Genomic DNA, 25,448 nt, shown 5'->3' with positions numbered 1-25,448 from the left:
TCCCGCTCCGGCAGTTAAGCCGGCGTAACGACCTTTGAGGGGACACCTGATGAAGCGTGAGTTCACCATCGCCCTTGCCGCCGCCACCGCGCTGTCGCTGGCCGCCTGCAGCCAGAAGGCGCAGAATGAATCGGCGGAGGCCGCCAACGCGATCGCCGCGGACACCAGCGCGACGACGCGCAACGCGGTCGACAATGTCGATGCCGCGACCGACGACGCGCTGAACAAGGCGGAAAACTCGCTCGACCGCGCGGGCGAGAAGATGCGTAACGCCGGCGACGATGCCGCCGACGCCACGGGCAATGCGATGGTCCGCGCCGGCAACGAACTGCGCGACGAAAAGAAGTGATGCGATCGCGGCGCCCCGTCCTGTTGCTGGCCGCGGCGCCGCTCGCTTTGCTCGCCGCCGCCTGTTCGGGCGGCGGCGATCCGACTCCCGGCCTGACCGCCGACGACGATCGCCAGCTCAACGATGCCGCCGCCATGCTCGATGCCAACAGTGTCGCGCTGGAGGATGTGTCCACCGACGGAAACCAGCAGCAGCCATGACCGATACCGCCGCGATCCCGCATCGTCGACTGGGCGCCTCCGACCTGCGCATCGCGCCGCTGGTGCTGGGCGGCAATGTGTTCGGCTGGACCGCCGATCGCGCGACCAGCTTCGCGGTCCTCGACGCCTTCGTCGATGGCGGCGGGACGATGATCGACACCGCCGACGTCTATTCGGCGTGGGTTCCCGGCCATTCGGGCGGCGAATCCGAAACGGTGATCGGCGAATGGCTGAAGGCCGGCGGGAAGCGCGACAAGGTGCTGATCGCCACCAAGGTGGGGATGCTGCCGGGTGACGGCGGCGAGAAACTGGCGCCCGCGCGCATCGTCGCGGCCTGCGACGCCTCGCTGCGCCGGCTCGGCACCGATCGCATCGACCTGTATTTCGCGCATCAGGACGACGACGCGCAGCCGCAGGACGCGGTCGCCGAGGCGTTCGCCACGCTGGTCGCCGCGGGCAAGGTGCGCGTGCTGGGCGCGTCCAATTTCCACGCCGCGCGGCTGAAAAGCGCGGTCGAGACCGCGCGCGCCGCCGGGCTGCCCCATTATCAGGTGCTACAGCCCGAATATAATCTGGTCAGCCGCCACAAGTTCGAGGGCGAGTTGCAGGATTATTGCGTGGTCGAGAATATCGGGGTCGTTCCTTATTACGGCCTCGCCTCCGGCTTCCTGACCGGCAAGTACCGGTCGCGCGACGATCTGGGCAAGAGCGTGCGCGGCGGTCGCTTGGCCGACCTGCTGGAGGGCAAGGGCGCCGCGGTGCTCGCCGCGATGGATGCGGTGGCGCAGGAAAGCGGCGCGACGCTGGCACAGGTCGCGCTGGCGTGGCTCACCGCACAGCCCGGCGTCACCGCGCCGATCGCCAGCGCCACCTCGGTCGCGCAGCTGGAGGAACTGATGGGCGCGATGACGCTGACGCTTGGCGACGAACAGCTCGCGCGGCTGACCGACGCGGGCGTCTGAGCCGCCCGGCTACAGCCGCCAGAACAGCGCCAGCGACAGATTGTGGTTGACCCGCGCGGCGCCGCCGGGCTGGTCGATGATCTGGTTCATATAGCCGGCCTCGACCGTGGACGTGCCGCCGACCGGGATTTCCGCGCCGACGAACGTGCGCAGCTGGTCAAACCCCGAACGCCCGCGCCAGTCGACGCTGTTGAGCACCACAAACCCCTCCATCGACGTCAGCGCGCGGATGCCGTCGTCGCGCCCCAGCGGATATTCGAACCGCACCATCTCACGGGCGCGAAGCTGCATATCGTTCCCGTCGGAACGCCAGCGTTGCTCCAGCCGGAAGCGCGAGGACAGCTCGCCGCGCCGCAGGCCGGATATCACCCAGCTCACCTGCTGGAACAACCGCTCCTCGTTCAGGTCGCGCCCGCCGCGCACGGGCATCGCGACATGCGCATAGCCCTGGTACAAGGTCAGCCCGCGCGCCACCGTCCGGCCCAGCGCGCCGCGCGCGATCACCTGGTCCACCCGCCCCAGATCATCCTGAATCCGCGGCTGCAGCTCCACGAACCATGCCACCGGCCGCGCGCTGGCGCCCTGTACGGTGAGGTTGGCCCACGCTCCGGCATCATGCGTCACCTGCGCGGCGGCGGGCGGCGCGGCGAACAGGCCGGCCAGCACCAGCGCGATCGGAACGAAGCGTGTCATCGCGCCTGCCATGCCCGGCCGTCACGGCATTGTCATCCGTTTGTCACATAATCATCATCCGCCGCGGCAAGACGGAACGGCGGCGAGCGTCCGGCGTCTTGCCCGTGGCGCCAGCCGTCGCGCCGCGATCATCCGAGGGAGAATGACGCTGGCCACGCTCGCCGCCCGTATCCGGCAGGATATCGTCCTGTACGGCGCGCTTGCCGCCAATCTGGGCATCGCGGTCGCCAAGTTCGTCGCGGCGGGCATCTCCGGTTCGTCGTCGATGCTGACGGAGGGGGTCCACTCGCTGGTCGACAGCGGCAACCAGATTCTGCTGCTGTACGGACAGAAGCGCGCCAAGCGCCCGCCCGACGCGGCGCATCCCTTCGGCTATGGGCGCGAGCTGTATTTCTGGGCGTTCGTCGTCGCGATCCTGATCTTCGCGGTCGGTGCGGGGGTGTCGATCTACGAAGGGTGGAAGCATATCCGCGCGCCCGAACCGCTGGTCGATCCGCTTATCAACTATATCGTGCTCGGCGTCGCGGTCGCGCTGGAAGGGACGTCGTGGACGCTCGCCGCGCGCGAATTCGCGGCGGCGAAGGGCGACATGCCGTGGTGGCGCGCGATTCGCGAATCGAAGGATCCGGCCGGCTTCATCGTCCTGTTCGAGGATTCGGCCGCGCTCGCCGGGCTGCTGATCGCCGGCGTCGGCGTGTGGGCCAGCCACGCCTGGAACGATCCGCGCATCGACGGCGCCGCCTCGATCGCGATCGGGCTGATCCTGGCGCTGGTCGCGATCATCCTGGCACGCGAATCGAAGGGGCTGCTGATCGGCGAGCGCGCCGACCCGCAGGTGATCGCGCGCGTCGCCGGCGTCGTCGCGGCGCATCCCGGCGTGGTCGCCGTCAACCACGTCCGCACCATCCACACCGCGCCCGACAGCATCTTCGTTGCGATCAGCGCCGACTTCGACGACAATCTGACGATGGGCGAAGGGGAACGGATGATCGAGGATCTGGAGGACCGGCTGCGCGCCGCGGAACCGCGGCTGTCGTCGATCTACATCCGCCCCGAACGGCGCGAGGATGCCACGGTGGTCGCGGTTCCGGGCCCGGCGGCATGACCATGCGGCTGCTGGCACGCGGGATCGCCGCGCTGCTGCTGCTGGTGTCGGCGCTGCCCGCGCAGGCGGCGGTGACGATCACCTTCTGGAGTCGGGATTTCGGCAATTACTTCCCGCACGCCTTCTTCACGCTGCGCGGCACGCCCGACGCGGGCGGCGTGCCGGTCGACGCCAGTTACGGCTTCACCGCCAGATCGGTCACCCCTGCGCTGCTGTTCGGCAATGTGAAGGGCCGCGTCGAACGCCCCAAGCGCGGTTATATGGAGGGCAGCCACGCGCGGTTCAGCCGCACGCTCAGCGATGCGCAATATGCCGCGATCCTCGACCTGATCCGCGAATGGGACGAAAAGACCGGCGACGCCACCTACAACCTCAACCGCCGCAACTGCGTCACGTTCGTTCGCGAGGCGGCGCGCCGGTCGGGGCTGACAACGGTCGATTTCCCGAAATTGATGAAGAAGCCCAGCAGCTTCCTGCGCGCGGTCGCCGCGGCCAATCCAGGCGCGGTCGAACCGGTCGAACAGACGGGCACGCAATGGTTCGCCGCGCACCCGCCGCTCGACGCCGCGCTGCCCGTCGACGCGCCGGAAGCGACGCCGGGTACGATGGCCGGCAAGAAGCCCGCAGGCCCCGCCAACGACGATGCTCAGCCCCCGGCGGGGACCAGTTCCATCACGTCCAGCACCGATTCGAACGCGGGATAGGGCATCGCCAGCCGCCATCGCGCGGTGCCGACGCGGTCGACCCAGCCCGCGATGTCCCGCTCCGCCGACCGGCCATAGTCGATCGTCCGCACCTCGTCGCCCAGCACCAGCGTCCCCAGGAACGCGGCGCGTCGCCCGTCCTGGGGATAGAGCGTGCCGACATACCGCTGCGATCCGGTCAGCTTGACCAGCGGCATGGTGCCGTCGGCGCGCGCCGCACCGACCCGGCACGCGAACCAGGCGTAGGCGACATAGCCCGGCCCGGCGCTGCCCGCGCCCGCGCCGCCGCGCCGCCCCAGCTTGAACACCCGGCAGCGATAGTCACCCGCCGGCGGCACCGCACCGGGCAGCGCGGCGTCGGGATCGAACAACACCCCCTGCGCCGCCACCTCGCGCGCGGTAGTGCGCGGCACCGCCGCCAGCCCCGCGACCCACGCATCGCGCCATCGCCGCATCCGCTCGCGGTCGGCGGGGGTGGCGACGCGGCGCCAGTCGGCCGCGCCGAACGTCTCCGCCTCCGCCGTCGCGGATGGGGCAGGCGTCGTCGCCGCCCCGCCGCGCGCCTTGCCCGCGCATCCGCCCAGCGCCAGCCCCGGTCCCAGTCCCGTCGCGGTCATCGCCAGCATCGCCGCGGCGTGACGCCGCATCATGCCGCGGTCCAGCCACCATCGGCGGACAGGTTGGCACCGGTGATCGCCTTCGCTTCCTCACGGCACAGGAACAGTGCGAAAGCGGCGATCTGTTCGGGGGTGACGAATTCCTTGGTCGGCTGCGCCGCCAGCAGCACGTCGTTCATCACCTGCTCGCGCGTCATGCCGCGCGCCTTCATCGTGTCCGGAATCTGGCTTTCGACCAGCGGCGTCCAGACATAGCCCGGGGAGATGCAGTTGACGGTGATCCCGTCGGTCGCGGTTTCCAGCGCGACGGTCTTGGTCAGCCCGACCAGTCCGTGCTTGGCCGCGACATAAGCGGACTTGTTGGGGCTGGCGACCAGGCTGTGCGCCGATGCGGTCGACACGATCCGGCCCCAGCCGCGCGCGCGCATGTGCGGCACCGCCGCGCGCATCATGTGGAACGCGCTGGTCAGGTTGATCGCCAGGATTGCGTCCCATTTCTCCGGCGGGAAATCGGCGATCCCCGACACATACTGGATGCCGGCGTTGTTGACGACGATGTCCGGGCCGCCCCAGGCGGCGTGCGCGCGATCGACCATCGCCGTGATCTCATCGGGCTTCGTCATGTCGGCACCGTCGTGCAGCGCGTCCGCGCCGCTCGCCACCGACAATTCGCCACGGATCGCCTCGATCGCATCCGCCTCGCCGAAGCCGTTCAGCATCACCGCCGCGCCCTCCGCCGCCAGCGCGCGCGCGATGGCCAGGCCGATGCCCGACGTGGAACCCGTGACGATCGCGCTCTTGCCCTTCAGGAACATGGCCTTGGTCTCTCCCGATCCGATCGCCCAGCCCTAACGGGCGACAGGCGGCGCTTGCAACCCGGCACCGCCCGGACGCATTCATGCCGCGACGGAAACGATCCAGCCGAAGGATGATCCCATGCGCCTCGACGATTACGACAACGACATCAACGTCGAGGATCAGCGCGGCGGCGCCGGCGGCGGGTTGGGCGGCGGCGGCGGGCTGCTGCTGGGGCTGTTGCCGATAATCGGCAGCCGCTTCGGCTGCGGCGGGATCGTCGTCGCGCTGCTGCTGCTTGCGGTGTTCGGCGGGCTGGGCAACCTTGGCGGGCTGGTGGGCGGCGGCGACAGCTTCGCCCCGTCGACGCCGGTATCGCGCACCAACGGCGGCGGCGGGGAGACGCTGGCGCAGAAATGCGACACCCAGGCCGCGCGTGCGGCCTGCAACGCCTTCTCCTCGGCGCAGGATACGTGGGAGGCGATCTTCGCCAAATCGGGCGAGCGGTTCGTCGCGCCCAAGCTGGTGTTCTTCGGCGAACAGGGCGGCCGTTCGGGGTGCGGCGCGGCGATGTCGGCGATGGGGCCGTTCTATTGCCCGACCGATCAGGGCATCTACCTCGACACCGATTTCTTCAACGAACTGACCAACCGGTTCAAGGCGCCGGGCGATTTCGCGCAATATTATGTGATCGCGCACGAATTCGGCCATCACATCCAGAATCTGACCGGCACTTCGGAACGCGTGCAGCAGGCGCAGCGCCAGGCGAGCGAGCGTGAGGGCAACGCTTTGTCGGTGCGGCTGGAATTGCAGGCGGATTGCTATGCCGGCGTCTGGGCCGCCGCCAACCGCAACCGGCTGGAGCCGGGCGACGTGGAGGAAGGGATGCGCGCGGCGCAGGCGATCGGCGACGACACGCTCCAGCGCGAGGCGCAGGGCCGCGTCGTTCCCGACAGCTTCACCCACGGCACCTCGGCACAGCGGCAGGAATGGCTGCGGCGGGGCATGGAAAGCGGCGATCCGGCGGCCTGCGACACGTTCAGCGGCGCAGTGTGACCCGCACCCCCGCCCTTTCCGGCGTCCACGAAAAAGGCCCGGGCGTCGCCGCCCGGGCCTTCTGTGCATCCGCCGGGTTTCGGGTCAGTAGGTGCCGGAAAAGCTGCGGTTGAGGTTGGTGCCGCCCGACGTGCCGGTGCCGGCCGACGTGCCGGTGCCGGTCGTGTCATCGCTAGGCGCGGTGCCGGTCTGGCCACCGGCGGCGTAGCTGGACGCGCCCATCCGCTGGCGATCCTGATCGGCGCCCTGCCCGCCGCGGTCGCCATAGCCGAACATCGCCTGGTTCTTCTCTTCGGTGCGCCAGTGCTGCTTGGCCTCGTCGGCGGTCTTCGACAGCGTTACCTTGCCGTCCTCGGCGCGGTCGATCCACCGCGACGGGATCGAATGATGCTGCCCGCCGGCATCAGCATCGTTCTTGGTCAGCAGGATGCGGTCGCCGCGCACCTTGTCGACGGTACCGACATGGCTGCCGTCCGATCCCAGCACCTCGTCATGTTCCTTGACGCGATCCAGCGCGTCGCGCTGCGTCTGCCGCTGCGATCGCCAGGCCGAGAATTCGTTCTCGAACTTGGTGCGGTTCTCGCGGCGATATTCGTCGTAATCGCGGTCGAACGACGCGATCTGGCCCGAACGCCACGAATGATAATCGCCGTCGCGGTCCTGGCGATCCTGCTGGTTGTAATAACGCTCGTCGTAGCGGCCATCCATCTCGCGGCGGCGTTCCGCCTCCTCGTCGCCGAACCACGACCGCACCTCGTCCCCGGCACGCGCCAGGAAACCGCGGTCGTCATAGTCGTAGCCCTGCGGCTGGCGGCCATAGCTGGCCCCGCCGCGCTGGCGGTCACGATCGCGGTAATTGTCATCGTCCCAATGGCGGCGTTCGCCGACATCCTCGAACCGGCGACCGTCATGCGCGTAACTGCCGTGATAGTCGTTCCCGCGGTCGCCCCGCGACTGGCCATAGCCCGACCGGCCGTAGCCGCCACGATCATCGTCCGACTGGCCATAGCCCGACTGACCATAACGCGACTGGCCGTAACCGCGATCGTTATGCTCGTTCCCGCCACGGCCGTAGCCGGCGTTTCCATATTCGCGGGCCCCGTAATCGTCGCGCTGCCCGCGCACCCCGCCGCGTTCGTCGCGCCCGATCATCCCGGCCGCACGATACTCGCGCGCGCTCGAATAGCTGTAATCGCGACCGGATCCGTAATCGCGCCCGTAATCCTGCGTGTCGCGTCGACCGTCGTCGTCGCCGCGCGGATAGCGTTCGTAGCCCATGGCATCCTCCTCGTCGTCAGATCGCCCCCGCGCGCCACCGGCGGCGTCGCGGGGATGCTGGCAGAAGGGATCGGGGACCGCTTTCGTTCCTCTCGTTGCGGGCGCGCAACGGGCGCTGGTCGCATGCCGCGCTCGTCCGGTCGGGGCGGGACCGGGCGGTAAATGCGCGCGCACCGCGAAAGGTGTGTTGCATCGCCCGAAAAGGCTCGCTAAGGGCGGCGCTCCCGGCGATGCCGGGCTCCCGGGCGGGGCCGTAGCTCAGATGGGAGAGCGCTGCAATCGCACTGCAGAGGTCAGGGGTTCGATTCCCCTCGGCTCCACCACCCCGCCCCCTTTCACGTTCACGCCGTTTTCTTGGCCCCTTCCGCGCGATCGGCGGTTGCCCTGCGCCGCATCGCGCCCGATGATGCCGCGTATCGGACGGGCGCTCACGCCGCCTGCCGGCTGGAAGGATGGGAGACGGGCCGATGATCGATCGCAGCTTTCGCGCGGAGCATCTGGTCGATCCCGATGGCGGCGACGACGATCTGCCCCCCGCCATCCCGGCGGCCACCCTGGTCATCTTCCGCGAGGCCGCCGATGGCGGCCCGCCCGAACTGCTGATGGTGGAACGCGCGAAGGCGATGGCCTTTGCCGCCGGGGCGATGGTGTTTCCCGGCGGGCGCGTCGATCCGGGCGACCACCTGCTGGCCGAGGTGATCGGCGCGGGGGAGGACGGCGCGGCGCGGATCGCCGCGATCCGCGAAACGATCGAGGAGGCGGGCATCCCGATCGGCCTGTCGCCGCCACCCGCCCCCGACGCGCTGGCACGGATGCGCGCCGCGCTCCACGCCGGCACCTCCTTCGGTGAGGTGCTGGCCGATGCCGGCGTGCGGCTCGATCTCGATCAGCTGGTGCCCTTCGCGCGTTGGCGCCCGGCGCATCGCAACATGCGCATCTTCGACACCCTGTTCTTCCTCGCCGGCCTGCCCGCCGACGCGCCGTGCGCCAGCGTCGATGCGACCGAGAACGTCCGGCTGGTGTGGGCCAGCGCGCGGTCCGTGCTGGACGATGCCGATGCCGGGCGGCTGGCGGTGATCTTTCCCACCCGCCGCAACCTTGAGCGGCTGGCGCAGTTCGACAGTTTCGAGGACGCGGCCGCGCATGCGCGCGCCACGCCGGTGCGGGTGGTGACGCCCTGGCACGAAACGCGCGATGGGGAGCCGCACCTCTGTATTCCCGACGATCTGGGCTATCCCGTCACGTCCGAGCGGCTGAGCGACGCCATGCGCGGCTGATCCGCGCGGTGCGCCGCGTCATCGCCATCACTGCCGCACTCGCGCTGGTCGCGGTCGCGGCGCTGTTGATCTGGGCGCAGGCGCGCGGCCGGCCGCAGGATCTGCCCTGGACGCGGCTGGACCTCGCGCAGCCGGTCGGGCTGTTCACGGGGCGCAAGCTGACCGCGCTGGGCGACGACGCGCCGCGCTGCCGCGCGCTGCTGACGGATGCGGGTGTGCGCTTCACCGCACTGCCCGCGCTGCGGCCCACGGGAGCGGGCAGCTGCGGCTACGACGATGCGGTGCGGCTGGAGCGTGGCGGGGCCGGCGCGATCCCGTTCGCCGCGCCGGTGCCGGGGGTCGCCTGCCCGGTGGCGGCGGCGCTGGCGCTGTGGGAATGGCATGTCGTCGCGCCCGCCGCGCAGCGCCATTTCGGCGCCCGCGTCACGCGCATCGACCATTTCGGCAGCTATTCGTGCCGCCGCATGTACGGCCGCGACGCCGGATCGTGGAGCGAGCATTCCACCGCCAATGCGATCGACATCGCCGGCTTCCGCCTGTCCGACGGCACGCGCATCACGCTGGCCGGCGACTGGAACGGCGCGCCGGCGAAAGCCGCCTTCCTGCGCGAGGTGCGCGACGGCGCGTGCGATCTGTTCGCGACCGTCCTGTCACCCGATTACAACGCCGCGCACCGCGATCACTTCCACCTCGACCAGGCGCAGCGCGGCACCATGGGGTGGCGCGCGTGCCGTTGAGCGTGATTCGCCTCGACGCGCGCGGCTGGCACGATCGCGACGACCTGTGGCGCGATCTGCTGGCGGGACTGGGCGCGCCCGGCTGGCACGGCGCGAACCTCGATGCGCTGTACGACGGGCTGGTCGCCGGGGAGAATAGCGTGCGCCCGCCGCTGGCGGTGGAGATCGCCGGCGCGGCACGGCTGCCTGCCGCGCTCGTCGCCTATCTGACGCGCATACGCGCGGTGTTCGACGACGCCGCGCGCGACGGCGCGGCGGTCGCCCTGCGGTTCGTCGCGCCGCTCAGTGCGGCAGCGCGGTGACGTCGACCTTTTCGACCCAGTAAGGGAAGAACGCCGGCTCGCGCGAGGACCAGCCCGATGCGGTCGCCGCGGCCTCGCTGATCGACTGGAGCAACGTCCGCCGCAGTTCCGGGTGGAGGTGCGGCATCGCCGACGCGGCGCAGAACGCCGCGGGCAGCCACGGACGCACCTGCGCCCCGACAAGCCGTTCGTACAGGAAGCGATACGCCGAAAAACTGGTCAGCCGCCCCTGCCCCAGGTCGAACGCGGTCAGCGTGATCAGCGGCGCCATCATCTGCTCGGCGCTTTCCAGTCCGCTGTCGTCGGGCACCAGCGCGCGGATCGCGGGCAGGCGCCGGTAATGCTGTGCCTGTGCGCGGATGCTCGCGGCCTCCACCACGTCGCGCGACCAGCGGATCATCGCATCGTCGCGGTCCAGCCCGACGTCCAGGCTGCGGCGCACGTACCGCTGCGTCGCCGCCGCGAACCCCGCGAATTCCTTCATCTCTGCCAGCGTCATCGCGCCTTCGGCCGGCTTCATCCTCTTTGCCATCGTCAACCCCGCCCCACCAGTGATCGAACCGTCGGCAGGATGCGCCCGACTGGTTAACACCAGCCTTAACGCCTCCGACTTTCGGCCGTCACAATCGAACACGAGATGTGCCGCACCGCAACATGGATGCGACGAAGCGAGGCCGGGCGTGACGCAGCGGTCACCCCCGGCCCGTGCAGGGTCGGCAATCGCCCGGCGTGGGCCGGATCAGGCGTCGCGCTGGCGCTCGGCCTCCTCCGCCGCGTCGAACCCGGACGACGGCGCGGGTGCGTCGCGGCCCGGCTGGGTCACCGCCGGCGGATCGGAGGCGTCCATCGATTCGTCGAGTGCCTCGTCCAGGGCATCCTGGCCGGCATCCTGCCCGGCATCGCCCGGGGCGACCGACAGGCTGTCGATCGCGCGTTCGTCGATTCCCTGCCCCTCCATTGGCGTGTTCGCGCTCATGGCTTCCTTCTCCATTGTTACGGCGCGTCAACGTGCCGGGGGGAGCCGCGTTCCTGCGCTCAGCCGGTCAGCCGGGCGACGCGTACTTCCTGCCGGTTCATCTGCGCGCTGCCGAAAATGGTCATGAACGCGATGTCGGTCGCATCGCGGCCCACCGCTACCCGCGCCATCTCGTCGCCGCGCGCCATCCGCGTCGCGTCGACCAGATGCCACGCCCCGTCCAGCCACAGTTCGGCGACCGCGTGGAAGTCTGGCGGATCGACCCCGGGGGCATAGACCGCGGCGCAGCGCGCGGGGATTTCCGCCGCGCGCGCCAGCGTGACCAGCAGATGCGCATAGTCGCGGCACACCCCGCGCCGCTCGGCGAAGGTTTCCAGCGCGCCGCCGCCCGGATCGCTGCCCGCCGGATCATAGTCGAGGTGGTCGTACACCCAATCGGCCATCGCCTGCGCCAGCACCCCGCCCGACAGGCCCGCGAAGGTGCGCCGCACGAAATGCTCGAACCGGTCCGACGCGCAATAGCGGCTCGGCAGCAGATAGGGGATCGTCGCCGCGGGCAGCGCGGTCACCGGGGTGGCGGGCAGCGCCGGCAGGAACGCCAGCGCGCGGTCGATCGCGACGACGGCGGTGTAATCGGCGACCAGCCGCTGCTCGCCGCGCGCCCAGCAGCGTTGCCCGATCCCCTCCTCCCCCGGAACCGCGCGGATCGGATGATCGGAGCGGATCAGCAGCGATTGCGTCTCCAGCCGCTGCGTCGGCTCGGCCGCCGCCTCGATCTGCAGCAGCACGTCGGCCGCCCGCGGGAAATGATAGTCGAGGTGGACCTCGATCGACAGGCGCATGGCGATACTCCGCAGACGGACGGCAAAAAGAAGGAGGCCCGGCGGTCAACCCGCCGGGCCTCCGGTCTGTAACGCTCCTGCGTGACGATCAGTCGCGATTGCCGCCGAACAGGCGCAGGATGAACAGGAACATGTTGATGAAGTCGAGGTACAGGCTGAGCGCCGACATCACCACCGCCTTGCCGACGGCCTCCGGGCCATAGCCGGCGACCTGGAAATACAGGCTCTTGGTGCGCTGCGTATCGTACGCGGTCAGCCCCGCGAACAGCAGCACGCCGACCAGCGAGATCACCAGGCCTAGCGGGCCGGACTGGACGAACAGGTTGATGATGCTGGCGACGATCAGGCCGACCAGACCGACGATCAGGAACGTGCCGAACGCCGACAGGTCACGCTTGGTCGTGTAGCCGTACAGGCTCAGCGCGCCGAAGCCCGCCGCCGTGGCGAAGAACGCCTGCGCGATCGCGATCGGCGAATAGACGAGGAAGATCGTCGACAGCGACAGACCCATCGCCACCGCGAAGCCCCAGAACATCGCCTTCAGCCCGGTGGACGAAAAGCGCCCCTGGCCGAAGCTCATCGCAAACACGAACGCCAGCGGCGCCAGCGTGATGACCCAGCGCAGCGGCGTCTGGAACACCGTCACCGCGGCGCCGGACACGGCGAACAGCAGCGCGACGATACCCGTCAGCAGCACGCCCGATGCCATGTAATTGTAGACGGACAGCATGTACGACCGCAGCCCGGCGTCGAACGCCTCGCTGCGGGTGCCCGAAGCGGTTCCGCCAAACGGGGCGGCGGAGGGCCGGGGATCGGACCAGTTGGCCATTGTCTTCTTGCTCCTTCGTCCGGCAATCGTTCCGGATGCATTGAATATCGCCTGCGCAACGTTGATTTTCAAGAAACGGCTCCGATAGCAACCGTTCGTTACAGAGATTTCATGCACCGCCTGTTCGTCGCCCTGCGCCCGCCGCCCCCGATCCGCACCGCGCTGGCCGCGGCGATGGCGGCGCTGCCCGGTGCGCGCTGGCAGGATGACGATCAATTGCACCTGACCGTCCGCTTCCTCGGCGACGTCGACCGGCACCGGGCGGAGGATGTCGCCGCCACGCTCGCCGGCATCGCCGCGCCCACCCCGGTGGTGCGGATCGACGGCGTGGGGACGTTCGACCGGCGCGGAGTCGTCGACACCTTGTGGGCGCGGGTGGTGCCGGGGGAGGCACTCGCCGCGCTCCACCGCAAGGTCGATCAGGCGCTGGCCCGCGCCGGCGTCGCACCCGATCCGCGCCGCTATCTGCCGCATGTCACGCTCGCCCGCTTCGGCCGCCACGCCGCCGATCCCGCCGCGATCGCACGCTGGGTGGCGGCGAACGCCGGGCTGGCCACCCCGACGTTCACGCTGCCGCACCTCATCCTGTACGAAAGCCACCTGTCCACTGACGGCGCGCGCTACGAACCGGTCGCCCGCTGGCCGCTCGACTGAGGGCGGAACGACCAGCCACACCTTCGCGCGGATTTTCCGGGACGGCCCCGGCAGCCCCCGCATGCCGGACCTGTTCCGGCATCCACCGCACCGCATAGTCGCGGTTGGTGGGTTTTGCCGCACGGTGGACCCCGGAACAGGTGCGGATGACGCGGGACAGGCGTCGCGAAACCCACGCCCTCCCGGTCAGATTGACGGCCGCTTCCCCGCCCCACGGCATCGATCGGAGCAATATTTCACCTGCTCCCAGTCGCGCGCCCACTTCTTGCGCCACGCAAACGGCCGGTGGCAGCTGGCGCAGGTCTTTTCGGGCAGGTGCGGCTTGCGGTGCGCCATCGCGCGGTGAACGCCCCGCCGCGCGCGCCGATCCCCGCGTCGCGACGGACGCACGAATTTATCCGTTGCGGACCCATCCCCGCCCCCGCCCGCGCACGCCGGGTTTAGGTTCGGGCCAGCAACGATTCGGGGGGATCGACGATGAGAGGGACGTTTCTGGCCGCCTCCGGCGCCATGCTGCTGACGGGCTGCGTATCGGGTTCCGCGCTGTCGACCGATCTGTCGGCGAGGCCGGTCCCCTCGCCGCAGACCGAAGATGCGCTGATTGAGGTGCTGGCCGAATCGCTGGAACAGACCGGCACCCGCACCGATGCGGACGGAAAGTCCCGGCCGATCATGACCTTTCGCGAGCCGCGCGATGCGGGGGAGATCAAACGCTATCTCGCCGCCGGCTTCGCGCTGACCGACATCTATTGCGACCGCTTCTTCCGCGAAACCAACGCCGCGATGCGGCGGCGCAAGTTCGGCCGCGCGCTGACCAACGACGTCGGCACCGCGGTGGGCAGCGTGCTCGGCCTCATCACCTCGGTGCCCAAGGCGGTGGTCAGCGGCACCAGCGCGGTGACCGGCGGTCTCGATTCCACCTGGCGCAATTATGAGGATTCGTTCGTCGTCTCGCCCGAACTGGAAAGCATCCGCTCGCTGGTGCTGGCCGCGCAGGACGATTACCGCCAGCAGACGTATCGCGAGGCGTTTCCGGCCGATTACATGACCGCGCGCTCGGCGGTGGTGCGCTATGCCGGGCTGTGCAGCTTCCTGGGAATGAAGGCGCTGCTGAACCAGTCGGTGGACCAGCGGCGCAACGAGCTGGTCAAACTGGTCGATCCGCGCCCCTCGCCGACCCCCGCGGCCCCGCCCCCGCCCGCCGCCGTCGTTGCCCCGGCCGCCGCCGCACCGGAAACCGAAGGACCCGCGGCGCGCGCGGGCCTTATCCCGCCGGGCTGACACGCTTTTCCCCTTCCCTAGCCCCCCGCCTCTGTTACCCTCCCCGGCAAAACGGATGGAGAGGCGGATGACGACGACGAGCGAGACCCGCGCGAGCGGCTACGCCTGGTACGTGCTGGGGATCCTGTTCCTCGTCTACATCCTCAACTTCATCGACCGGCAGGTGATCTCGATCCTCGCCGAGGACATCAAGCGCGACCTGGGGCTGAAGGACGAGGATCTCGGCTTCCTCTACGGCACCGCTTTCGGGGTCTTCTATTCGCTGTTCGGCATCCCGCTCGGGCGGCTGGCGGACAGCTGGAACCGGGTACGGCTGATGACGGTCGGGCTGGGGCTGTGGTCAACGATGACCGCGCTGTCCGGCCTGTCGAGCACCGGCGCGCATCTGGCCGCCGCGCGGATCGGGGTGGGCGTGGGCGAGGCGACCGCCTCCCCCTCCGCCTATTCGCTGATCTCCGACTATTTCCCGAAGAAGCTGCGCGCCACCGCGCTGTCGATCTATTCGGCGGGGCTGTACGTCGGCGGGGGCTGTTCGCTGTTCATCGGCGGCCTGGTGGTTCAGAACTGGAACCGCGCCTATCCCGATGGCGGGCCGCTGGGGCTGGCGGGGTGGCAGGCCGCGTTCCTGGCGGTCGGCATCCCCGGGCTGGTCCTGGCGCTGATCGTCGCCACCCTGCGCGAACCGATCCGCGGCGCGGTGGAAGGGCTGCCGGAGCCGGAGCGCCATCCCGCGCCGTTCCGCGCTTTCTTCGACGAACTGGTGACGATCCTGCCGCCGCTGACGCTGATCGGCGCGGCGCGGATCGGCACGCGCGCGCTGGCAGTGAATGCGCTGGCGCTGGCGCTGGTTGCCGCCGCGGTCGCGGGGCTGGTCGCGGCGGGCGAGCCGCTGCCGCAATGGCTGGCGGTCGGCATCGGCGTCTATGCGGTCTTTTCCTGGGCCAGCGCGCTGCGCCACCGCGATCCGCCGACCTTCGCGCTGATCATCGGCACACCCGCGTTCCTGTGCACCGTCGTCGGCTACGGCCTCAACGCCTTCATGAGCTATGCCGCCGGTTTCTGGGCCGCGCCCTATGCGATGCGCGATCTGGGCGTGTCGGCGGCGGAAGCGGGGCTGCTGCTGGGCGGGCTGGGCGCGCTGTCGGGGTTCCTGGGGGTGACGGTGGGCGGGGTCATCGCCGACCGGCTGCGCCGCACGAACCCCGCCGGGCGGCTGGTGCTGGTGATGCTGGGCGCGACGCTGCCGGTGCCGTTCCTGATCGCGGCGTTTACCGCCTCCACCCCGGTCGTCCTCTATATCGGGCTGTTCGGCGCGCAGTTCTTCGCCAGCTGGGGGCTGGGCGCCGCGGCCGCGACGACGCAGGATCTGGTGCTGCCGCGGATGCGCGGGACGGCGACCGCCACCTTCTTCATCGGCACGACGCTGCTCGGGCTGGCGCTGGGGCCATATCTGGCCGGGCGCGTGTCGACGCTGACCGGCAGCCTGTCGACCGGCATGCTGTCGCTGCTGGCGACGGTGCCGATCACGCTGGCGGCGGGCGCGATCGCCTATCGCACCGTCCCCGCCGCCGAACGCACGCGCGAGGATCGCGCGCGCGCCGCCGGCGAGGCGGTGTAGCGGCTCAGCTCGGCTGGAACACGCCGCAGGCGATGCGCCCGCCCGAATTGCCGCTCGGGTCGGTCTTCAGGTCGTCGGGCTGGGCATGGATGACCATCGCCGCGCCGTCCGCGTCCATCAGCGCCGTCAGCGTCGCGCCGGGGATCGTCGCCGCGATCGTCCCGCGCCCGTCGTTGGCGATCACCAGGTTGGGCAGATCGCCCTGATGCGGCCCCTGCGGGTTCATCGCGCCATGCTTCATCCCGGTCGGGTTCCAGTGCCCCCCCGCGCTGGCGAAGTCGGGCGCGTCGCAGCGGCCGACCATATGGACGTGCGCGCCATGCGTGCCCGGCGGCATCCCGGTCGCGTCGATCGTGAAGCGCACGCCGCCCGCCACGTCGGTCGCGGTCGCGCGGCCCACCGGCGCGCCGGTCGCGGTCGCCAGCATCGCGGTCGCGCTCGCCCCGCCCGCCACCGGCGTCCCCGTCGCCATCTTGCCTTCGTCGTTGCAGCCCGCCAGCACCAGCGCCGCCAGCCCCGCGCCCGCCGTCATCACCATCCGCAGCATCACCGACCCTCCTGTTGATCCGTCCGGGGCGAACCCGTGGCGCGGCGGCCGGGTTCCGGTCAAGCCGGCCGCGCCATTATCAGCGCGGCGCGTAACGTGCGGCACACGATCTCGTCGCGCTGGTTCAGCCCGACGTGCGCGAACGTCACCACCCCCTGTCCGGGGCGCGACGCGGACGGGCGCAGCGCGGTTACCTCCGTCTCCGCTCGGATCGTGTCGCCCGCGAACACCGGCTTGGGAAAGGTCGTCTCGCTCATCCCCAGATTGGCGACGGTCGTGCCGAAGGTCGTGTCCTGTACCGTCAGCCCGATCACCAGCCCCAGGGTGAACAGCGAATTCATCAGCGGCCGCCCGAATTCGGTCGTCGCGGCATAATGATGGTCGATGTGGATCGCCGCGGGATTGTAGGTCAGCGCGCTGAACAGCACGTTGTCCGCATCGGTCACCGTCCGGCGGATCTCATGGACGAAGCGGCGCCCGACCGTGAATTCCTCGAACCACAACCCGGCCATCGTCAGTCCCCTCCTGCCGCGATCAGCCGCGCGATCCGCCGCCCGCTGGCCGCCGCCTGCATGATCGCAAACGCCAGCACAAGGTTCAGCGCCACCAGCTCGATCAGAAAGAACCACAGCGGCGATCCCGCGATCATGCTCAGCCCCAGCAGGATCGTGCGCGGGTTCGCGCCGATGATCGCCACCACCGGCAAGGTCGATCGCCCGGCGGTGCGCGCGATTTCCGCGATCCGCCGGCGCTCGGCCGGATCGGCCTCCGCGCTGGCGACCAGCGTGTTGACCACCTGCGTCGGGCCGGACAGCCGGTTCCACACCCACAGATAGATCGCCGACAGCCGCACGCCGATGCCGTCGCCGGTCGCCTTCGCGGTCTGCAACCACGGCACCCCATAGGCCCACCATTGATAGGTGCGCCGCGCGCTTTCCGCGAACACCGACTGGACCGCGCGGCTCAGCCCCGCGCCGACCGCCAGTATCCAGGCCCAGCCGCCGATCTGGTCATCGAGCCGCAACGCCAGCAACACGTACAGTACCGCATGGCCGGCATAGTCACACAGCCCGTCGACGATCTCCCCCGATGCCGACGCGCGCCCGGACATCCGCGCCAGCGCCCCGTCCGCACCGTCGACGACGTGCCACGACAGGTGCAGCACGAACCCCAGCGCGATCGCCCATGGCGTGCCGACGACGGCGTACAGCACACCCGCCGCCATCACGATCGCCGCCCCCGCAATCGACACCATATTGGGCGTCACCGGCGTCGGCACCAGCACGCGCGCCAGCCGGTGCGCCAGCGGATGGTAGATCGTGCGATTGAGAAAGCCCTGCAACTCCTTGGGTTTTCCCGCGTTGCTCGGTTCGGGTCGGTCCAACGTATCCCCCAATGATCTTGTCGCCGAACGCCCTATCAGGCGGCGGCTTCGCTTGACACCTGCCACGTATCTGTCACCTAGCAGCAACGGATTTGTATCAATGCCGGCATCGCCGGCGAGCGGGGTTTCATGGCGACGATCAAGGTTGCGGTCATCGGCGTTGGCAATTGCGCCAGCAGCCTGGTGCAGGGGAAGTATCATTATGCCGGCAGCAATACCGGCGCTGGCCTGATCCATGAGGATATCGGCGGGTACAAGGTCGGCGATATCGATTTCGTCGCCGCCTTCGACGTCGATTCGCGCAAGGTCGGACTAGATCTGGGCGAGGCGATCTTCGCCAAGCCGAACTGCACCAAGGTCTTCCACGCCGACGTGCCGAAGACCGGCACCGTGGTGAAGATGGGCGCGAAGCTGGACGGCGTCGCCCCGCACATGCTGACCGCCGCGAACGATCGCGGGTTCGAGCTGAACGACACGCGCGACGCATCCAAGGCGGAAATCATCGCCGAGCTGAAGGCGTCGGGCGCGGAAGTGCTGGTCAATTTCCTGCCGGTCGGCAGCCAGGAAGCGACCGAATTCTACATGGAATGCGCGCTCGAGGCGGGCGTCGGCGTCGTCAACTGCATGCCGGTGTTCATCGCGTCGAAGCCGGAATGGGAAAAGCGGTTCGCCGATGCCGGCCTGCCGATCGTCGGTGACGATATCAAGGCGCAGGTCGGCGCCACGATCGTCCACCGCGTGCTGTCGAACCTGTTCGGCCAGCGCGGCGTGACGATCGATCACACCTACCAGCTGAACACCGGCGGCAACACCGATTTCATGAACATGCTCGACCGCAACCGTCTGTCGAGCAAGAAGGAATCGAAGACGGAGGCGGTGCAGGCGGTGATCGCCGAGCGGCTGGCGGACGAGAATATCCACGTCGGCCCGTCGGACTATATCCCGTGGCTGCACGACAACAAGCTGTGCTTCCTGCGGCTGGAGGGCAACCAGTTCGGCGACGTGCCGATGAACCTGGAACTGCGCCTGTCGGTGGAAGACAGCCCGAATTCCGCGGCCTGCGTCGTCGATGCGATCCGCTGCGTGAAGCTGGGGATGGAGCGCGGCGTGTCCGGTGCGCTCAACGGCCCGTCGGCCTATTTCTGCAAGCATCCGCCGCAGCAGGTCACCGATGACGTCGCGGCGCAGCTGACCGACGAATTCATCAACGCCGACGCGCGCCTCGCCGCCGAGTAAGCGTCGATGCACGCACTGATCGTCGCGGCCGGCTTCGGCAGCCGGCTGCGCGCGGTGTCGCCGTCGAAGCCGCTCACCCCGGTCAACGGCGTGCCGCTGATCGAACGGGTGATCCGCGCCGCGCATGACGGCGGCGCCTCCGCCTTCACCGTCGTGACCGGACATGAAGGCGATGCGGTGGAGGCGTTCCTGGCCACCGCTGCCGCGCGGCTGGCGCTGCCGATCGCCTGCGTGCGTACCGCCGACTGGAACCTGCCCAACGGCCATTCGGTACTGACCGGCGCCGGTGCGATCGGCGCGCGCCGTCATTTGCTGATGATGGCAGACCATCTCGTCGACCCCGCGCTGATCGCCACCGTCGCTGGCGCGCCCGCCGCCGGGCTGGTGCTGGGCGTGGACCGGCGGCTCGACAATCCGCTGGTCGATCTGGACGACGTCACGCGCGTGCGCACCGATCCCGCCGATCCGACGCGGATCGTCGCGATCGGCAAGCATTTGCCCGATTACGATGCCTTCGACACCGGCGTGTTCGCGGTCGATGCGCGCTTCCACGATGCGTTGCGCGCCTCGATCGCCGACGGCGGGGCGGGGTCGATCTCCGCCGGGGTGGAGGCGCTGGCCGCCACCGGCCAGGCGCGGGTGATCGACACCGGCGATCACTGGTGGCTCGACGTCGACGATCCGCGCGCGCTCGACCAGGCGGAAGCCGCGCTGGCGCTGGCGGACCGCTACGTCGTCGCCGCCTGACGGGCGGCCACGCCGACAGCCACAAAATGTAATCCATATCAACGGGAACGGCCGAGCGGCATTCGTCATTGGACGCGGGATTCATCCTCGAAAGGAGCTTCCCATGCCCCATGACATGTCGGACGATCGCCCGCAGCGCAGCGTGCGCAGCTATTCCGGACTTCCCGCGCTGATCCTGATCGCGGTGCTGATCGCCGCGGTGCTGTTCATCACCGCCGGCCGCGACGATACGAAGGTGAAGCCCGCGACCGGATCGGCCCGCGCGATGGCGCTCGCGGCGGAACGCGGCGGGGATACGGGCAAGCAGCCTTGACCGAGGGATGCGGACGACCCGGCCGCTCTCGTCCTGATCCAGATTGTGTCGAAATATGTCTAGCGCAGGAACGCGCCGCCCCGGCGCATCGTTTCGCCCGCATCACAAGATCAGGAGTGATGCCATGTTGTGGACGATCGTTGCGATTCTGCTGGTGCTCTGGCTGCTGGGCTTCGGCTTCCATGTCGCCGGCGGGCTGATCCATATCCTGCTGGTCGTCGCGCTGGTCGTCGGCCTGATTCAGCTGTTCTCGGGCCGCCGGGTCTAGGGTCGGGCCTCTAGGCGGCGATCCGCAACCACAATGCCGTGGCGTCGTCGCTCGCCTTGAAACGGGGGAAGCGGCGGCAGGCGGCATCGTCGCGCTCGATCGCGCGCAGTTCGACTGCCAGCGCCGCAAGCCCGCGCTCGGCGACCGCCGCGAACAGTCCCGGGCCGTCATAGGCACCATAGGCATCGACCAGTGCCGCGAACCCGTCGCTCATCAACAGCACGTCGTCCCCGCCCGCAACGCGCGTTTCGGCGGTGCTGATCGACGAAAGGGACGCTTCGGCCGCCACACCCAGCACTCGCCTTCCTGCACGCGACCGCGCGATTCTGCGGTCCTCCAGTACGGCGGGATCGCGCATTTTCGCGGCGCCCACCCCGTCCCCAAGTGCCGCCGCATCCGCACTTTCCCGCGCCCGGTCGGGCGTCGGCGTCACCCATGTGGTGCCCGCGACGCCGCGCCACAGGATCGCGCAGTCCGCCGCCCAGGCCGCTTCCAGCCGCCCGTCCGTCAATTGCACCGCCGCGAACGCCGCGCTCGGCAGCTCCCACGCCGCCACCGGATCGCGCCGCCGCTCCCGCGCGTATCGCTCCTCGACCGCAGCGAACACCGCCCCGCACGTGTCGCGCAGCGTCGCCCCGCCCGCCGCACCGAACGCCGCATCGGCCGCCGCGGCCAGCCACGCCGCCCCACCCTGATCCCCCATCAACCCCGGCGGTCCCAGGTCGGTGGCGCCGTCGATCACCCATCCGGCGCGCGCGCTGGCGCCGAGGCGATCGTCATTGGGCGTGCCCGGCGTCCCGCACAGGCTGAGCGACTGGATCAGGTCTAGGTGCATGGGCGCCCCCATGCACCGCTATCAGTCCGCGAACAACAGCACCGGCGTCTCCAGCAGCTTCTTCAGCGCCTGGACGTAACTGGCCGCGTCCCAGCCATCGACCACGCGATGATCGCAGCTGATCGACAGGTTCATCAGCTTCGCCCGCACGATATCGTCGCCCCCCTGCCCGTTCGGTCGGAACACCGGCCGCTCGACGATCCTGTTCGGCCCGATGATCGCCACTTCGGGGCGGTTGATGACCGGAGTGGTCGCGATCCCGCCCAGCGGCCCCAGCGAGGTGACGGTGATCGTCCCCCCGCCCATCTCGTCCGGCTTCAGCTTGCTGGCGCGCGCCGCCTCCGCCAGCCGCGTGATCTCGCTCGCCAGCTGCCAGACGTTGCGGTCCTGCGCGTCGCGAATGACGGGCACGGTCAGCCCCGCATCGGTCTGCGTCGCCATTCCCAGATGCACCCGCCCCGACCGCGTCACCACGCCCGCCTCATCGTCGTAGCGCGCGTTGAGCATCGGAAAATCGGGCAAGGTGCGACAGATGGCGACGATCAGCAGTGGCAGCATCGTCAGCTTCGGCCGCGGCCCGCGGTAGGCGTTCAGGTCCGCGCGCACCAGCTCCAGTTCGGTGACATCGATCTCGTCGACATAGGTGAAGTGCGGGATGTTGCGCTTCGACGCCGCCATATTCTCGGCGATACGGCGGCGCATCCCGATGACGCGCACCTCCTCGTCGGCGCGCGCGTGGCTGGCATGGGGGCGCTGGTAACCCTGCCCGGCGTTGTAGCGCAGATAGGCGTCGAGGTCGGAATGGCGGATGCGATCGCCCTCGGCGATGCGCACCTGCGACAGGTCGACGCCCAGATCCGTCGCGCGCGCACGCACCGCGGGGGAAGCGAGGACGGGGGTTTGGCGCGCGCCTGACTCCCTCTCCCCTGCGGGGAGAGGGTTGGGGTGAGGGGCCGGGGTCTCACCGAGACCGACCTCTCCATCAGACACCGCCCCCTCACCCAAACTCTCTCCCCGTGGGGGAGAGAGTTTATCGGCCGCTTCCTCGACACCGGGGTTTTCGGCTTCCAGCGTGTCCGGCTCGGTGGCCGCCCCCTCGCCCTCGCCCTCGGTCTCGATCACCACCAGCGGCGCGCCGATCGACACCTGGTCGCCGACCTCGCCCGCGATCTCGACCACCACGCCCGCGACCGGCGATTCCATCTCTACCGTCGCCTTGTCGGTCATCATGTCGGCGAGGCTCTGGTCCTCCTCGACACGGTCGCCGACCTTGACGTGCCACGCCACGATCTCCGCCTCGGAAATGCCCTCGCCGATGTCGGGCAGCTTGAAGGTGAAACGCGCCATCTGCCTTAGTCCTTCAGAATCTTCTTGAGCGCCTGGCCGATCCGCACGGGTCCGGGGAAATAGGCCCATTCCAGGCTGTGCGGGTACGGCGTGTCGAAGCCGGTGACGCGCACGACCGGCGCTTCCAGGTGGTAGAAGCAGCGCTCCTGCACCAACGCCGCCAGCTCCGCCCCGAAGCCGCTGGTGCGCGTCGCCTCGTGGACGATCATGCAGCGGCCGGTCTTCTTCACGCTCGCCTCGATCGTCTCGATGTCGAGGGGGACGAGCGTGCGCAGGTCGACGATCTCGGCATCGACGCCGGTATCGGCGACGACCTGCGCGCAGACATGCACCATCGTGCCGTAAGCGAGCATCGTCACCGCCTCGCCCGCGCGGACCACGTTCGCCTTGCCCAGCGGGATCGTGTAATAACCCTCCGGCACCGCGCCGCCGGGGTGCTTCGACCAGTTCTCCGCCGGGCGGTCCCAATGGCCGTTGAACGGACCGTTGTAGATGCGCTTCGGCTCGAAGAAGATCACCGGGTCATTGTCCTCGATCGCGGCGATCAGCAGCCCCTTGGCGTCATAGGGGGTGGAGGGGATGACGGTCTTCACGCCCGACACATGGGTGAAGATGCCCTCCGGCGACTGCGAATGCGTCTGCCCGCCGAAGATGCCGCCGCCGAACGGCGAGCGCACCGTCAGCGGCGCGGTGAACTCGCCCCCCGAACGATAGCGCAGCCGCGCCGCCTCGCTGACCAGCTGGTCCAGCGCAGGGTAGATGTAATCGGCGAACTGGATTTCCGGGACGGGGCGCAGGCCATAGGCGCCCATGCCGACCGCCACGCCGATGATTCCGCATTCGGTGATCGGGGTGTCGAAGACGCGGGTCTTGCCGTATTTCTTCTGCAGCCCCGCCGTCGCGCGGAAGACGCCGCCGAAATAGCCGACGTCCTCCCCCATGACGACGATCGCCGGATCGCGCGCCATCGTGACGTCCATCGCGGAATTGATCGCCTGGATCATGTTCATGCGGGTGGTGGTATCGTCCACCGGCTGTTCGATCGTGTCGGTCAAAGCAACGTCATCCCAGCGAACGCTGGGATCTCCCTGTTACGAAGCGCGCCCTTGCGGCGCGAGACCCCGGCGTTCGCCGGGGTGACGGATGCCATTGTCACTTGCGCGCCCATGGCCGCCCGCTCGCGGTTTCCTCGTCGATCATCTGCTGGCGCTGTTCGCGCAAATGCCAGGGCATCTCCTCGAACACGCCGTCGAACAGCGTGTCGAGCGGCTGGTGCAGGCCGTGGCCCAGGATGCCGTTCTTCTCGGCCTCCTTCTGCGCGGTCTTCACCGCCTCCGCGACCTCGCGGTCCATCGCCGCCTGACGGTCCTCGTCCCATTCGCCGAGCGCGATCAGATGATCCTTCAGCCGCCGGATCGGGTCGCCCAGCGGCCAGGCGGTCGGCTCGCCCGCGGAGCGATATTGCGTCGGGTCGTCCGACGTCGAATGGCCTTCCGCGCGATAGGTGAAATGTTCGATCAGTGTCGGCCCGGCGTTGGTGCGCGCGCGCTCCGCGGCCCAGGCGGTCGCGGCATAGACCGCCAGCGCGTCATTGCCGTCCACGCGCAGCCCGGCGATCCCGTAACCGATCGCGCGCGCGGCGAAGGTCGTCGCCTCCGCCCCCGCGAAGCCCGAGAAGCTGCTGATCGCCCATTGATTGTTGACGACGTTGAAGATCACCGGCGCGCGATAGACCGTGGCGAAGGTCAGCGCGGAGTGGAAGTCGCCCTCCGCAGTCGAACCCTCCCCGCACCAGGTCGCGGCGATCCGCGTGTCGCCCTTCGACGCCGATGCCATCGCCCAGCCGACCGCCTGCGGATATTGCGTCGTCAGGTTGCCGGAGATCGAGAAGAAGCCGAAGCGCTTTTCCGAATACATGATCGGCAACTGCTTGCCCTGCAGCTTGTCGCCAGTGTTCGAATAGATCTGGTTCATCATGTCGACCAGCGGGCAGCCGCGCGCGATCAGCAACCCCTGCTGGCGGTAGGACGGGAAGCACATGTCCTCGTCGTCCAGCGCATGCGCGGCGGCGATCGCCACCGCCTCCTCGCCCAGCGACTTCATGTAGAAGCTGGTCTTGCCCTGCCGCTGCGCGCGGAACATGCGTTCGTCGAAGGCGCGCACCATCGCCATGTCGCGCAGCATCCGGCGCAGGCGGTCGGGGGACAGTTGCGGGTTCCACGGGCCGACCGCCTGCCCGTCCTCGTCCAGCACGCGCACCATCGTATAAGCCAGGTCGGTGAAGTCCTGCGCCGGCGCCAGGGTGTCGGGGCGGCGCACCGATCCGGCGGCGGGCACCTCGACATCGGCGAAGTCCACCGCATCGCCGGGCCGGAATTTCGGCTCCGGCACGTGCAGCGACAGCGGCTTCAGGTTGCTCAGCGCGTCAACCACGTCACTCTCCTCGGGCATCGCCACCCCGACGGGTGCGCGACCACTAGTATCATTCGCTTGTAA

General features: G+C 69.4%; 32 protein-coding genes and 1 tRNA gene. 17 read left to right on the top strand and 16 right to left on the bottom strand.

Annotation, left to right across the window (positions count from 1 at the left end; all coding sequences use genetic code 11):
- The first annotated feature begins 49 nt into the window (after positions 1-49).
- From COA17_RS02030 to COA17_RS02020, 3 genes are read left to right on the top strand one after another with little or no spacing between them, the layout of a single operon-like run.
- Positions 50-349, top strand: coding sequence for a hypothetical protein (locus COA17_RS02030; protein WP_066484316.1), 300 nt, complete (start codon positions 50-52; stop codon positions 347-349).
- The gene (locus COA17_RS02025) at positions 349-549 is read left to right on the top strand and encodes a hypothetical protein (protein WP_066484323.1); all 201 of its coding nucleotides are present in this window, start codon (positions 349-351) and stop codon (positions 547-549) included. Before COA17_RS02030 ends, COA17_RS02025 begins: the two co-directional genes overlap by 1 nt.
- Positions 546-1,511, top strand: coding sequence for an aldo/keto reductase (locus COA17_RS02020; protein WP_066484317.1), 966 nt, complete (start codon positions 546-548; stop codon positions 1,509-1,511). Before COA17_RS02025 ends, COA17_RS02020 begins: the two co-directional genes overlap by 4 nt.
- Positions 1,512-1,520: 9 nt before the next feature.
- Here COA17_RS02020 and COA17_RS02015 read toward each other — a convergent pair whose 3' ends face one another.
- Positions 1,521-2,204, bottom strand: a complete 684-nt coding sequence (locus tag COA17_RS02015; protein ID WP_066484324.1) for a DUF2490 domain-containing protein — start codon at positions 2,202-2,204, stop codon at positions 1,521-1,523.
- 142 nt (positions 2,205-2,346) lie between these two features.
- Here COA17_RS02015 and COA17_RS02010 point away from each other — a divergent pair, with 142 nt between their 5' ends.
- The gene (locus tag COA17_RS02010) at positions 2,347-3,309 is read left to right on the top strand and encodes a cation diffusion facilitator family transporter (RefSeq protein ID WP_096609863.1); all 963 of its coding nucleotides are present in this window, start codon (positions 2,347-2,349) and stop codon (positions 3,307-3,309) included.
- Complete coding sequence (locus tag COA17_RS02005; protein WP_096609861.1) at positions 3,306-4,013, top strand: hypothetical protein; 708 nt, start codon at positions 3,306-3,308, stop codon at positions 4,011-4,013. Before COA17_RS02010 ends, COA17_RS02005 begins: the two co-directional genes overlap by 4 nt.
- Here the strand turns inward: COA17_RS02005 and COA17_RS02000 are convergent.
- Positions 3,956-4,663 carry a DUF4893 domain-containing protein gene (locus tag COA17_RS02000; RefSeq protein WP_245857353.1) on the bottom strand — a complete coding sequence of 236 codons (708 nt, stop codon included), beginning with the start codon at positions 4,661-4,663 and terminating at the stop codon, positions 3,956-3,958. The two genes, COA17_RS02005 and COA17_RS02000, sit on opposite strands and share 58 nt — an antisense overlap.
- Positions 4,660-5,445, bottom strand: a complete 786-nt coding sequence (locus COA17_RS01995; RefSeq protein WP_096609859.1) for a 3-hydroxybutyrate dehydrogenase — start codon at positions 5,443-5,445, stop codon at positions 4,660-4,662. The genes COA17_RS02000 and COA17_RS01995 overlap by 4 nt, the downstream gene beginning before the upstream one ends.
- 121 nt (positions 5,446-5,566) lie before the next feature.
- On the opposite strand from COA17_RS01995, the gene ypfJ reads away from it, so the two are divergent.
- Complete coding sequence (gene ypfJ, locus COA17_RS01990; protein WP_096609857.1) at positions 5,567-6,481, top strand: KPN_02809 family neutral zinc metallopeptidase; 915 nt, start codon at positions 5,567-5,569, stop codon at positions 6,479-6,481.
- A gap of 84 nt (positions 6,482-6,565) precedes the next feature.
- Here ypfJ and COA17_RS01985 read toward each other — a convergent pair whose 3' ends face one another.
- A complete protein-coding gene (locus tag COA17_RS01985) occupies positions 6,566-7,759 on the bottom strand; it encodes a DUF2171 domain-containing protein (RefSeq protein ID WP_096609855.1) in 1,194 nt (397 codons plus the stop codon).
- 247 nt (positions 7,760-8,006) lie between these two features.
- Between COA17_RS01985 and COA17_RS01980 the strand changes: the two genes are divergently transcribed.
- From COA17_RS01980 to COA17_RS01965, 4 genes are all read left to right on the top strand, one after another.
- A tRNA-Ala gene (locus COA17_RS01980) sits at positions 8,007-8,082 on the top strand.
- Positions 8,083-8,226: 144 nt separating this feature from the next.
- Positions 8,227-9,036, top strand: coding sequence for an NUDIX hydrolase (locus COA17_RS01975; RefSeq protein WP_176484764.1), 810 nt, complete (start codon positions 8,227-8,229; stop codon positions 9,034-9,036).
- Positions 9,037-9,044: 8 nt separating this feature from the next.
- Positions 9,045-9,773: an extensin-like domain-containing protein gene (locus tag COA17_RS01970; protein WP_245857352.1), complete on the top strand. Its 729-nt coding sequence runs from the start codon at positions 9,045-9,047 to the stop codon at positions 9,771-9,773.
- Between the two features lie 2 nt (positions 9,774-9,775).
- Positions 9,776-10,075: a barstar family protein gene (locus COA17_RS01965; protein ID WP_245857448.1), complete on the top strand. Its 300-nt coding sequence runs from the start codon at positions 9,776-9,778 to the stop codon at positions 10,073-10,075.
- On the opposite strand, the gene COA17_RS01960 is transcribed toward COA17_RS01965, so the two are convergent.
- The 4 genes from COA17_RS01960 to COA17_RS01945 all read right to left on the bottom strand — a co-directional run bounded on the left by COA17_RS01960 (position 10,056) and on the right by COA17_RS01945 (position 12,722).
- Positions 10,056-10,607, bottom strand: a complete 552-nt coding sequence (locus COA17_RS01960; RefSeq protein ID WP_066490675.1) for a hypothetical protein — start codon at positions 10,605-10,607, stop codon at positions 10,056-10,058. The genes COA17_RS01965 and COA17_RS01960 overlap by 20 nt on opposite strands.
- Positions 10,608-10,814: 207 nt before the next feature.
- On the bottom strand, positions 10,815-11,051 hold the full coding sequence (locus COA17_RS01955; protein WP_176484762.1) for a hypothetical protein: 237 nt from the start codon (positions 11,049-11,051) through the stop codon (positions 10,815-10,817).
- Positions 11,052-11,110: 59 nt separating this feature from the next.
- Entirely contained in the window at positions 11,111-11,893 is a 783-nt protein-coding gene (locus COA17_RS01950) for a transglutaminase-like domain-containing protein (RefSeq protein WP_096609849.1), read from the bottom strand.
- An 88-nt stretch (positions 11,894-11,981) separates the two neighbouring features.
- Positions 11,982-12,722 (bottom strand): Bax inhibitor-1/YccA family protein, encoded by a 741-nt coding sequence (locus COA17_RS01945; RefSeq protein WP_066490681.1) that lies wholly within the window; start codon positions 12,720-12,722, stop codon positions 11,982-11,984.
- A gap of 111 nt (positions 12,723-12,833) precedes the next feature.
- Here COA17_RS01945 and thpR point away from each other — a divergent pair, with 111 nt between their 5' ends.
- Entirely contained in the window at positions 12,834-13,376 is a 543-nt protein-coding gene (gene thpR / locus COA17_RS01940; protein WP_070321569.1) for an RNA 2',3'-cyclic phosphodiesterase, read from the top strand.
- Between the two features lie 186 nt (positions 13,377-13,562).
- Here thpR and COA17_RS01935 read toward each other — a convergent pair whose 3' ends face one another.
- Positions 13,563-13,712, bottom strand: a complete 150-nt coding sequence (locus COA17_RS01935) for a DUF2256 domain-containing protein (RefSeq protein ID WP_096609847.1) — start codon at positions 13,710-13,712, stop codon at positions 13,563-13,565.
- 141 nt (positions 13,713-13,853) lie between these two features.
- Here COA17_RS01935 and COA17_RS01930 point away from each other — a divergent pair, with 141 nt between their 5' ends.
- Together COA17_RS01930 and COA17_RS01925 are read left to right on the top strand one after the other, a co-directional pair.
- A complete protein-coding gene (locus COA17_RS01930) occupies positions 13,854-14,657 on the top strand; it encodes a hypothetical protein (protein ID WP_141397005.1) in 804 nt (267 codons plus the stop codon).
- A 67-nt stretch (positions 14,658-14,724) separates the two neighbouring features.
- Positions 14,725-16,275 carry a spinster family MFS transporter gene (locus tag COA17_RS01925; RefSeq protein WP_245857351.1) on the top strand — a complete coding sequence of 517 codons (1,551 nt, stop codon included), beginning with the start codon at positions 14,725-14,727 and terminating at the stop codon, positions 16,273-16,275.
- A 4-nt stretch (positions 16,276-16,279) separates the two neighbouring features.
- Here COA17_RS01925 and COA17_RS01920 read toward each other — a convergent pair whose 3' ends face one another.
- The 3 genes from COA17_RS01920 to COA17_RS01910 are packed head-to-tail and all read right to left on the bottom strand — an operon-like array spanning position 16,280 to position 18,206.
- Positions 16,280-16,822, bottom strand: a complete 543-nt coding sequence (locus tag COA17_RS01920) for a superoxide dismutase family protein (RefSeq protein WP_096609841.1) — start codon at positions 16,820-16,822, stop codon at positions 16,280-16,282.
- Between the two features lie 59 nt (positions 16,823-16,881).
- A complete protein-coding gene (locus COA17_RS01915; protein WP_096609839.1) occupies positions 16,882-17,334 on the bottom strand; it encodes a MaoC family dehydratase in 453 nt (150 codons plus the stop codon).
- Between the two features lie 2 nt (positions 17,335-17,336).
- Positions 17,337-18,206, bottom strand: a complete 870-nt coding sequence (locus COA17_RS01910) for a CDP-alcohol phosphatidyltransferase family protein (protein ID WP_176484761.1) — start codon at positions 18,204-18,206, stop codon at positions 17,337-17,339.
- A gap of 129 nt (positions 18,207-18,335) precedes the next feature.
- Between COA17_RS01910 and COA17_RS01905 the strand changes: the two genes are divergently transcribed.
- The 4 genes from COA17_RS01905 to COA17_RS18705 all read left to right on the top strand — a co-directional run bounded on the left by COA17_RS01905 (position 18,336) and on the right by COA17_RS18705 (position 20,770).
- On the top strand, positions 18,336-19,442 hold the full coding sequence (locus COA17_RS01905; RefSeq protein WP_096609837.1) for an inositol-3-phosphate synthase: 1,107 nt from the start codon (positions 18,336-18,338) through the stop codon (positions 19,440-19,442).
- A 6-nt stretch (positions 19,443-19,448) separates the two neighbouring features.
- Positions 19,449-20,189, top strand: a complete 741-nt coding sequence (locus tag COA17_RS01900) for a phosphocholine cytidylyltransferase family protein (RefSeq protein ID WP_096609835.1) — start codon at positions 19,449-19,451, stop codon at positions 20,187-20,189.
- A gap of 103 nt (positions 20,190-20,292) precedes the next feature.
- Positions 20,293-20,502, top strand: a complete 210-nt coding sequence (locus COA17_RS01895) for a hypothetical protein (RefSeq protein ID WP_141397003.1) — start codon at positions 20,293-20,295, stop codon at positions 20,500-20,502.
- A 124-nt stretch (positions 20,503-20,626) separates the two neighbouring features.
- Positions 20,627-20,770 (top strand): lmo0937 family membrane protein, encoded by a 144-nt coding sequence (locus COA17_RS18705; RefSeq protein WP_141396487.1) that lies wholly within the window; start codon positions 20,627-20,629, stop codon positions 20,768-20,770.
- A gap of 10 nt (positions 20,771-20,780) precedes the next feature.
- Here the strand turns inward: COA17_RS18705 and COA17_RS01890 are convergent, their stop codons facing one another.
- The 4 genes from COA17_RS01890 to COA17_RS01875 all read right to left on the bottom strand — a co-directional run bounded on the left by COA17_RS01890 (position 20,781) and on the right by COA17_RS01875 (position 25,385).
- A complete protein-coding gene (locus COA17_RS01890; protein WP_096609831.1) occupies positions 20,781-21,605 on the bottom strand; it encodes a protein phosphatase 2C domain-containing protein in 825 nt (274 codons plus the stop codon).
- Between the two features lie 21 nt (positions 21,606-21,626).
- Positions 21,627-22,952: a dihydrolipoamide acetyltransferase family protein gene (locus COA17_RS01885; protein ID WP_096609829.1), complete on the bottom strand. Its 1,326-nt coding sequence runs from the start codon at positions 22,950-22,952 to the stop codon at positions 21,627-21,629.
- A gap of 5 nt (positions 22,953-22,957) precedes the next feature.
- Positions 22,958-23,962, bottom strand: coding sequence for an alpha-ketoacid dehydrogenase subunit beta (locus tag COA17_RS01880; protein WP_066490382.1), 1,005 nt, complete (start codon positions 23,960-23,962; stop codon positions 22,958-22,960).
- 142 nt (positions 23,963-24,104) lie between these two features.
- Entirely contained in the window at positions 24,105-25,385 is a 1,281-nt protein-coding gene (locus COA17_RS01875; protein ID WP_231738941.1) for a 3-methyl-2-oxobutanoate dehydrogenase (2-methylpropanoyl-transferring) subunit alpha, read from the bottom strand.
- Positions 25,386-25,448: the final 63 nt, after the last annotated feature.

The organism is Sphingomonas ginsenosidimutans, from assembly GCF_002374835.1.
GTDB classification, from domain to species: Bacteria; Pseudomonadota; Alphaproteobacteria; order Sphingomonadales; family Sphingomonadaceae; genus Sphingomonas; species Sphingomonas ginsenosidimutans.
This window is presented reverse-complemented; position numbering and strand designations above follow the sequence as displayed.

Coding starts and splice junctions, on each gene's coding strand:
- COA17_RS01895 (WP_141397003.1), top strand. CDS start 20,293: ATGCCCCATGACATGTCGGACGATCGCCCGCAGCGCAGCGTGCGCAGC.
- COA17_RS01915 (WP_096609839.1), bottom strand. CDS start 17,334: ATGGCCGGGTTGTGGTTCGAGGAATTCACGGTCGGGCGCCGCTTCGTC.
- COA17_RS01975 (WP_176484764.1), top strand. CDS start 8,227: ATGATCGATCGCAGCTTTCGCGCGGAGCATCTGGTCGATCCCGATGGC.
- COA17_RS01880 (WP_066490382.1), bottom strand. CDS start 23,962: ATGAACATGATCCAGGCGATCAATTCCGCGATGGACGTCACGATGGCG.
- COA17_RS18705 (WP_141396487.1), top strand. CDS start 20,627: ATGTTGTGGACGATCGTTGCGATTCTGCTGGTGCTCTGGCTGCTGGGC.
- COA17_RS02010 (WP_096609863.1), top strand. CDS start 2,347: ATGACGCTGGCCACGCTCGCCGCCCGTATCCGGCAGGATATCGTCCTG.
- COA17_RS01960 (WP_066490675.1), bottom strand. CDS start 10,607: ATGGCAAAGAGGATGAAGCCGGCCGAAGGCGCGATGACGCTGGCAGAG.
- COA17_RS02015 (WP_066484324.1), bottom strand. CDS start 2,204: ATGACACGCTTCGTTCCGATCGCGCTGGTGCTGGCCGGCCTGTTCGCC.
- COA17_RS01945 (WP_066490681.1), bottom strand. CDS start 12,722: ATGGCCAACTGGTCCGATCCCCGGCCCTCCGCCGCCCCGTTTGGCGGA.
- COA17_RS01925 (WP_245857351.1), top strand. CDS start 14,725: ATGACGACGACGAGCGAGACCCGCGCGAGCGGCTACGCCTGGTACGTG.
- ypfJ (WP_096609857.1), top strand. CDS start 5,567: ATGCGCCTCGACGATTACGACAACGACATCAACGTCGAGGATCAGCGC.
- COA17_RS01900 (WP_096609835.1), top strand. CDS start 19,449: ATGCACGCACTGATCGTCGCGGCCGGCTTCGGCAGCCGGCTGCGCGCG.
- COA17_RS01950 (WP_096609849.1), bottom strand. CDS start 11,893: ATGCGCCTGTCGATCGAGGTCCACCTCGACTATCATTTCCCGCGGGCG.
- COA17_RS01995 (WP_096609859.1), bottom strand. CDS start 5,445: ATGTTCCTGAAGGGCAAGAGCGCGATCGTCACGGGTTCCACGTCGGGC.
- COA17_RS01935 (WP_096609847.1), bottom strand. CDS start 13,712: ATGGCGCACCGCAAGCCGCACCTGCCCGAAAAGACCTGCGCCAGCTGC.
- COA17_RS01920 (WP_096609841.1), bottom strand. CDS start 16,822: ATGCTGCGGATGGTGATGACGGCGGGCGCGGGGCTGGCGGCGCTGGTG.
- COA17_RS01890 (WP_096609831.1), bottom strand. CDS start 21,605: ATGCACCTAGACCTGATCCAGTCGCTCAGCCTGTGCGGGACGCCGGGC.
- COA17_RS01930 (WP_141397005.1), top strand. CDS start 13,854: ATGAGAGGGACGTTTCTGGCCGCCTCCGGCGCCATGCTGCTGACGGGC.
- COA17_RS02005 (WP_096609861.1), top strand. CDS start 3,306: ATGACCATGCGGCTGCTGGCACGCGGGATCGCCGCGCTGCTGCTGCTG.
- COA17_RS01885 (WP_096609829.1), bottom strand. CDS start 22,952: ATGGCGCGTTTCACCTTCAAGCTGCCCGACATCGGCGAGGGCATTTCC.
- COA17_RS01985 (WP_096609855.1), bottom strand. CDS start 7,759: ATGGGCTACGAACGCTATCCGCGCGGCGACGACGACGGTCGACGCGAC.
- COA17_RS02020 (WP_066484317.1), top strand. CDS start 546: ATGACCGATACCGCCGCGATCCCGCATCGTCGACTGGGCGCCTCCGAC.
- COA17_RS01955 (WP_176484762.1), bottom strand. CDS start 11,051: ATGAGCGCGAACACGCCAATGGAGGGGCAGGGAATCGACGAACGCGCG.
- thpR (WP_070321569.1), top strand. CDS start 12,834: ATGCACCGCCTGTTCGTCGCCCTGCGCCCGCCGCCCCCGATCCGCACC.
- COA17_RS01905 (WP_096609837.1), top strand. CDS start 18,336: ATGGCGACGATCAAGGTTGCGGTCATCGGCGTTGGCAATTGCGCCAGC.
- COA17_RS02000 (WP_245857353.1), bottom strand. CDS start 4,663: ATGATGCGGCGTCACGCCGCGGCGATGCTGGCGATGACCGCGACGGGA.
- COA17_RS02030 (WP_066484316.1), top strand. CDS start 50: ATGAAGCGTGAGTTCACCATCGCCCTTGCCGCCGCCACCGCGCTGTCG.
- COA17_RS02025 (WP_066484323.1), top strand. CDS start 349: ATGCGATCGCGGCGCCCCGTCCTGTTGCTGGCCGCGGCGCCGCTCGCT.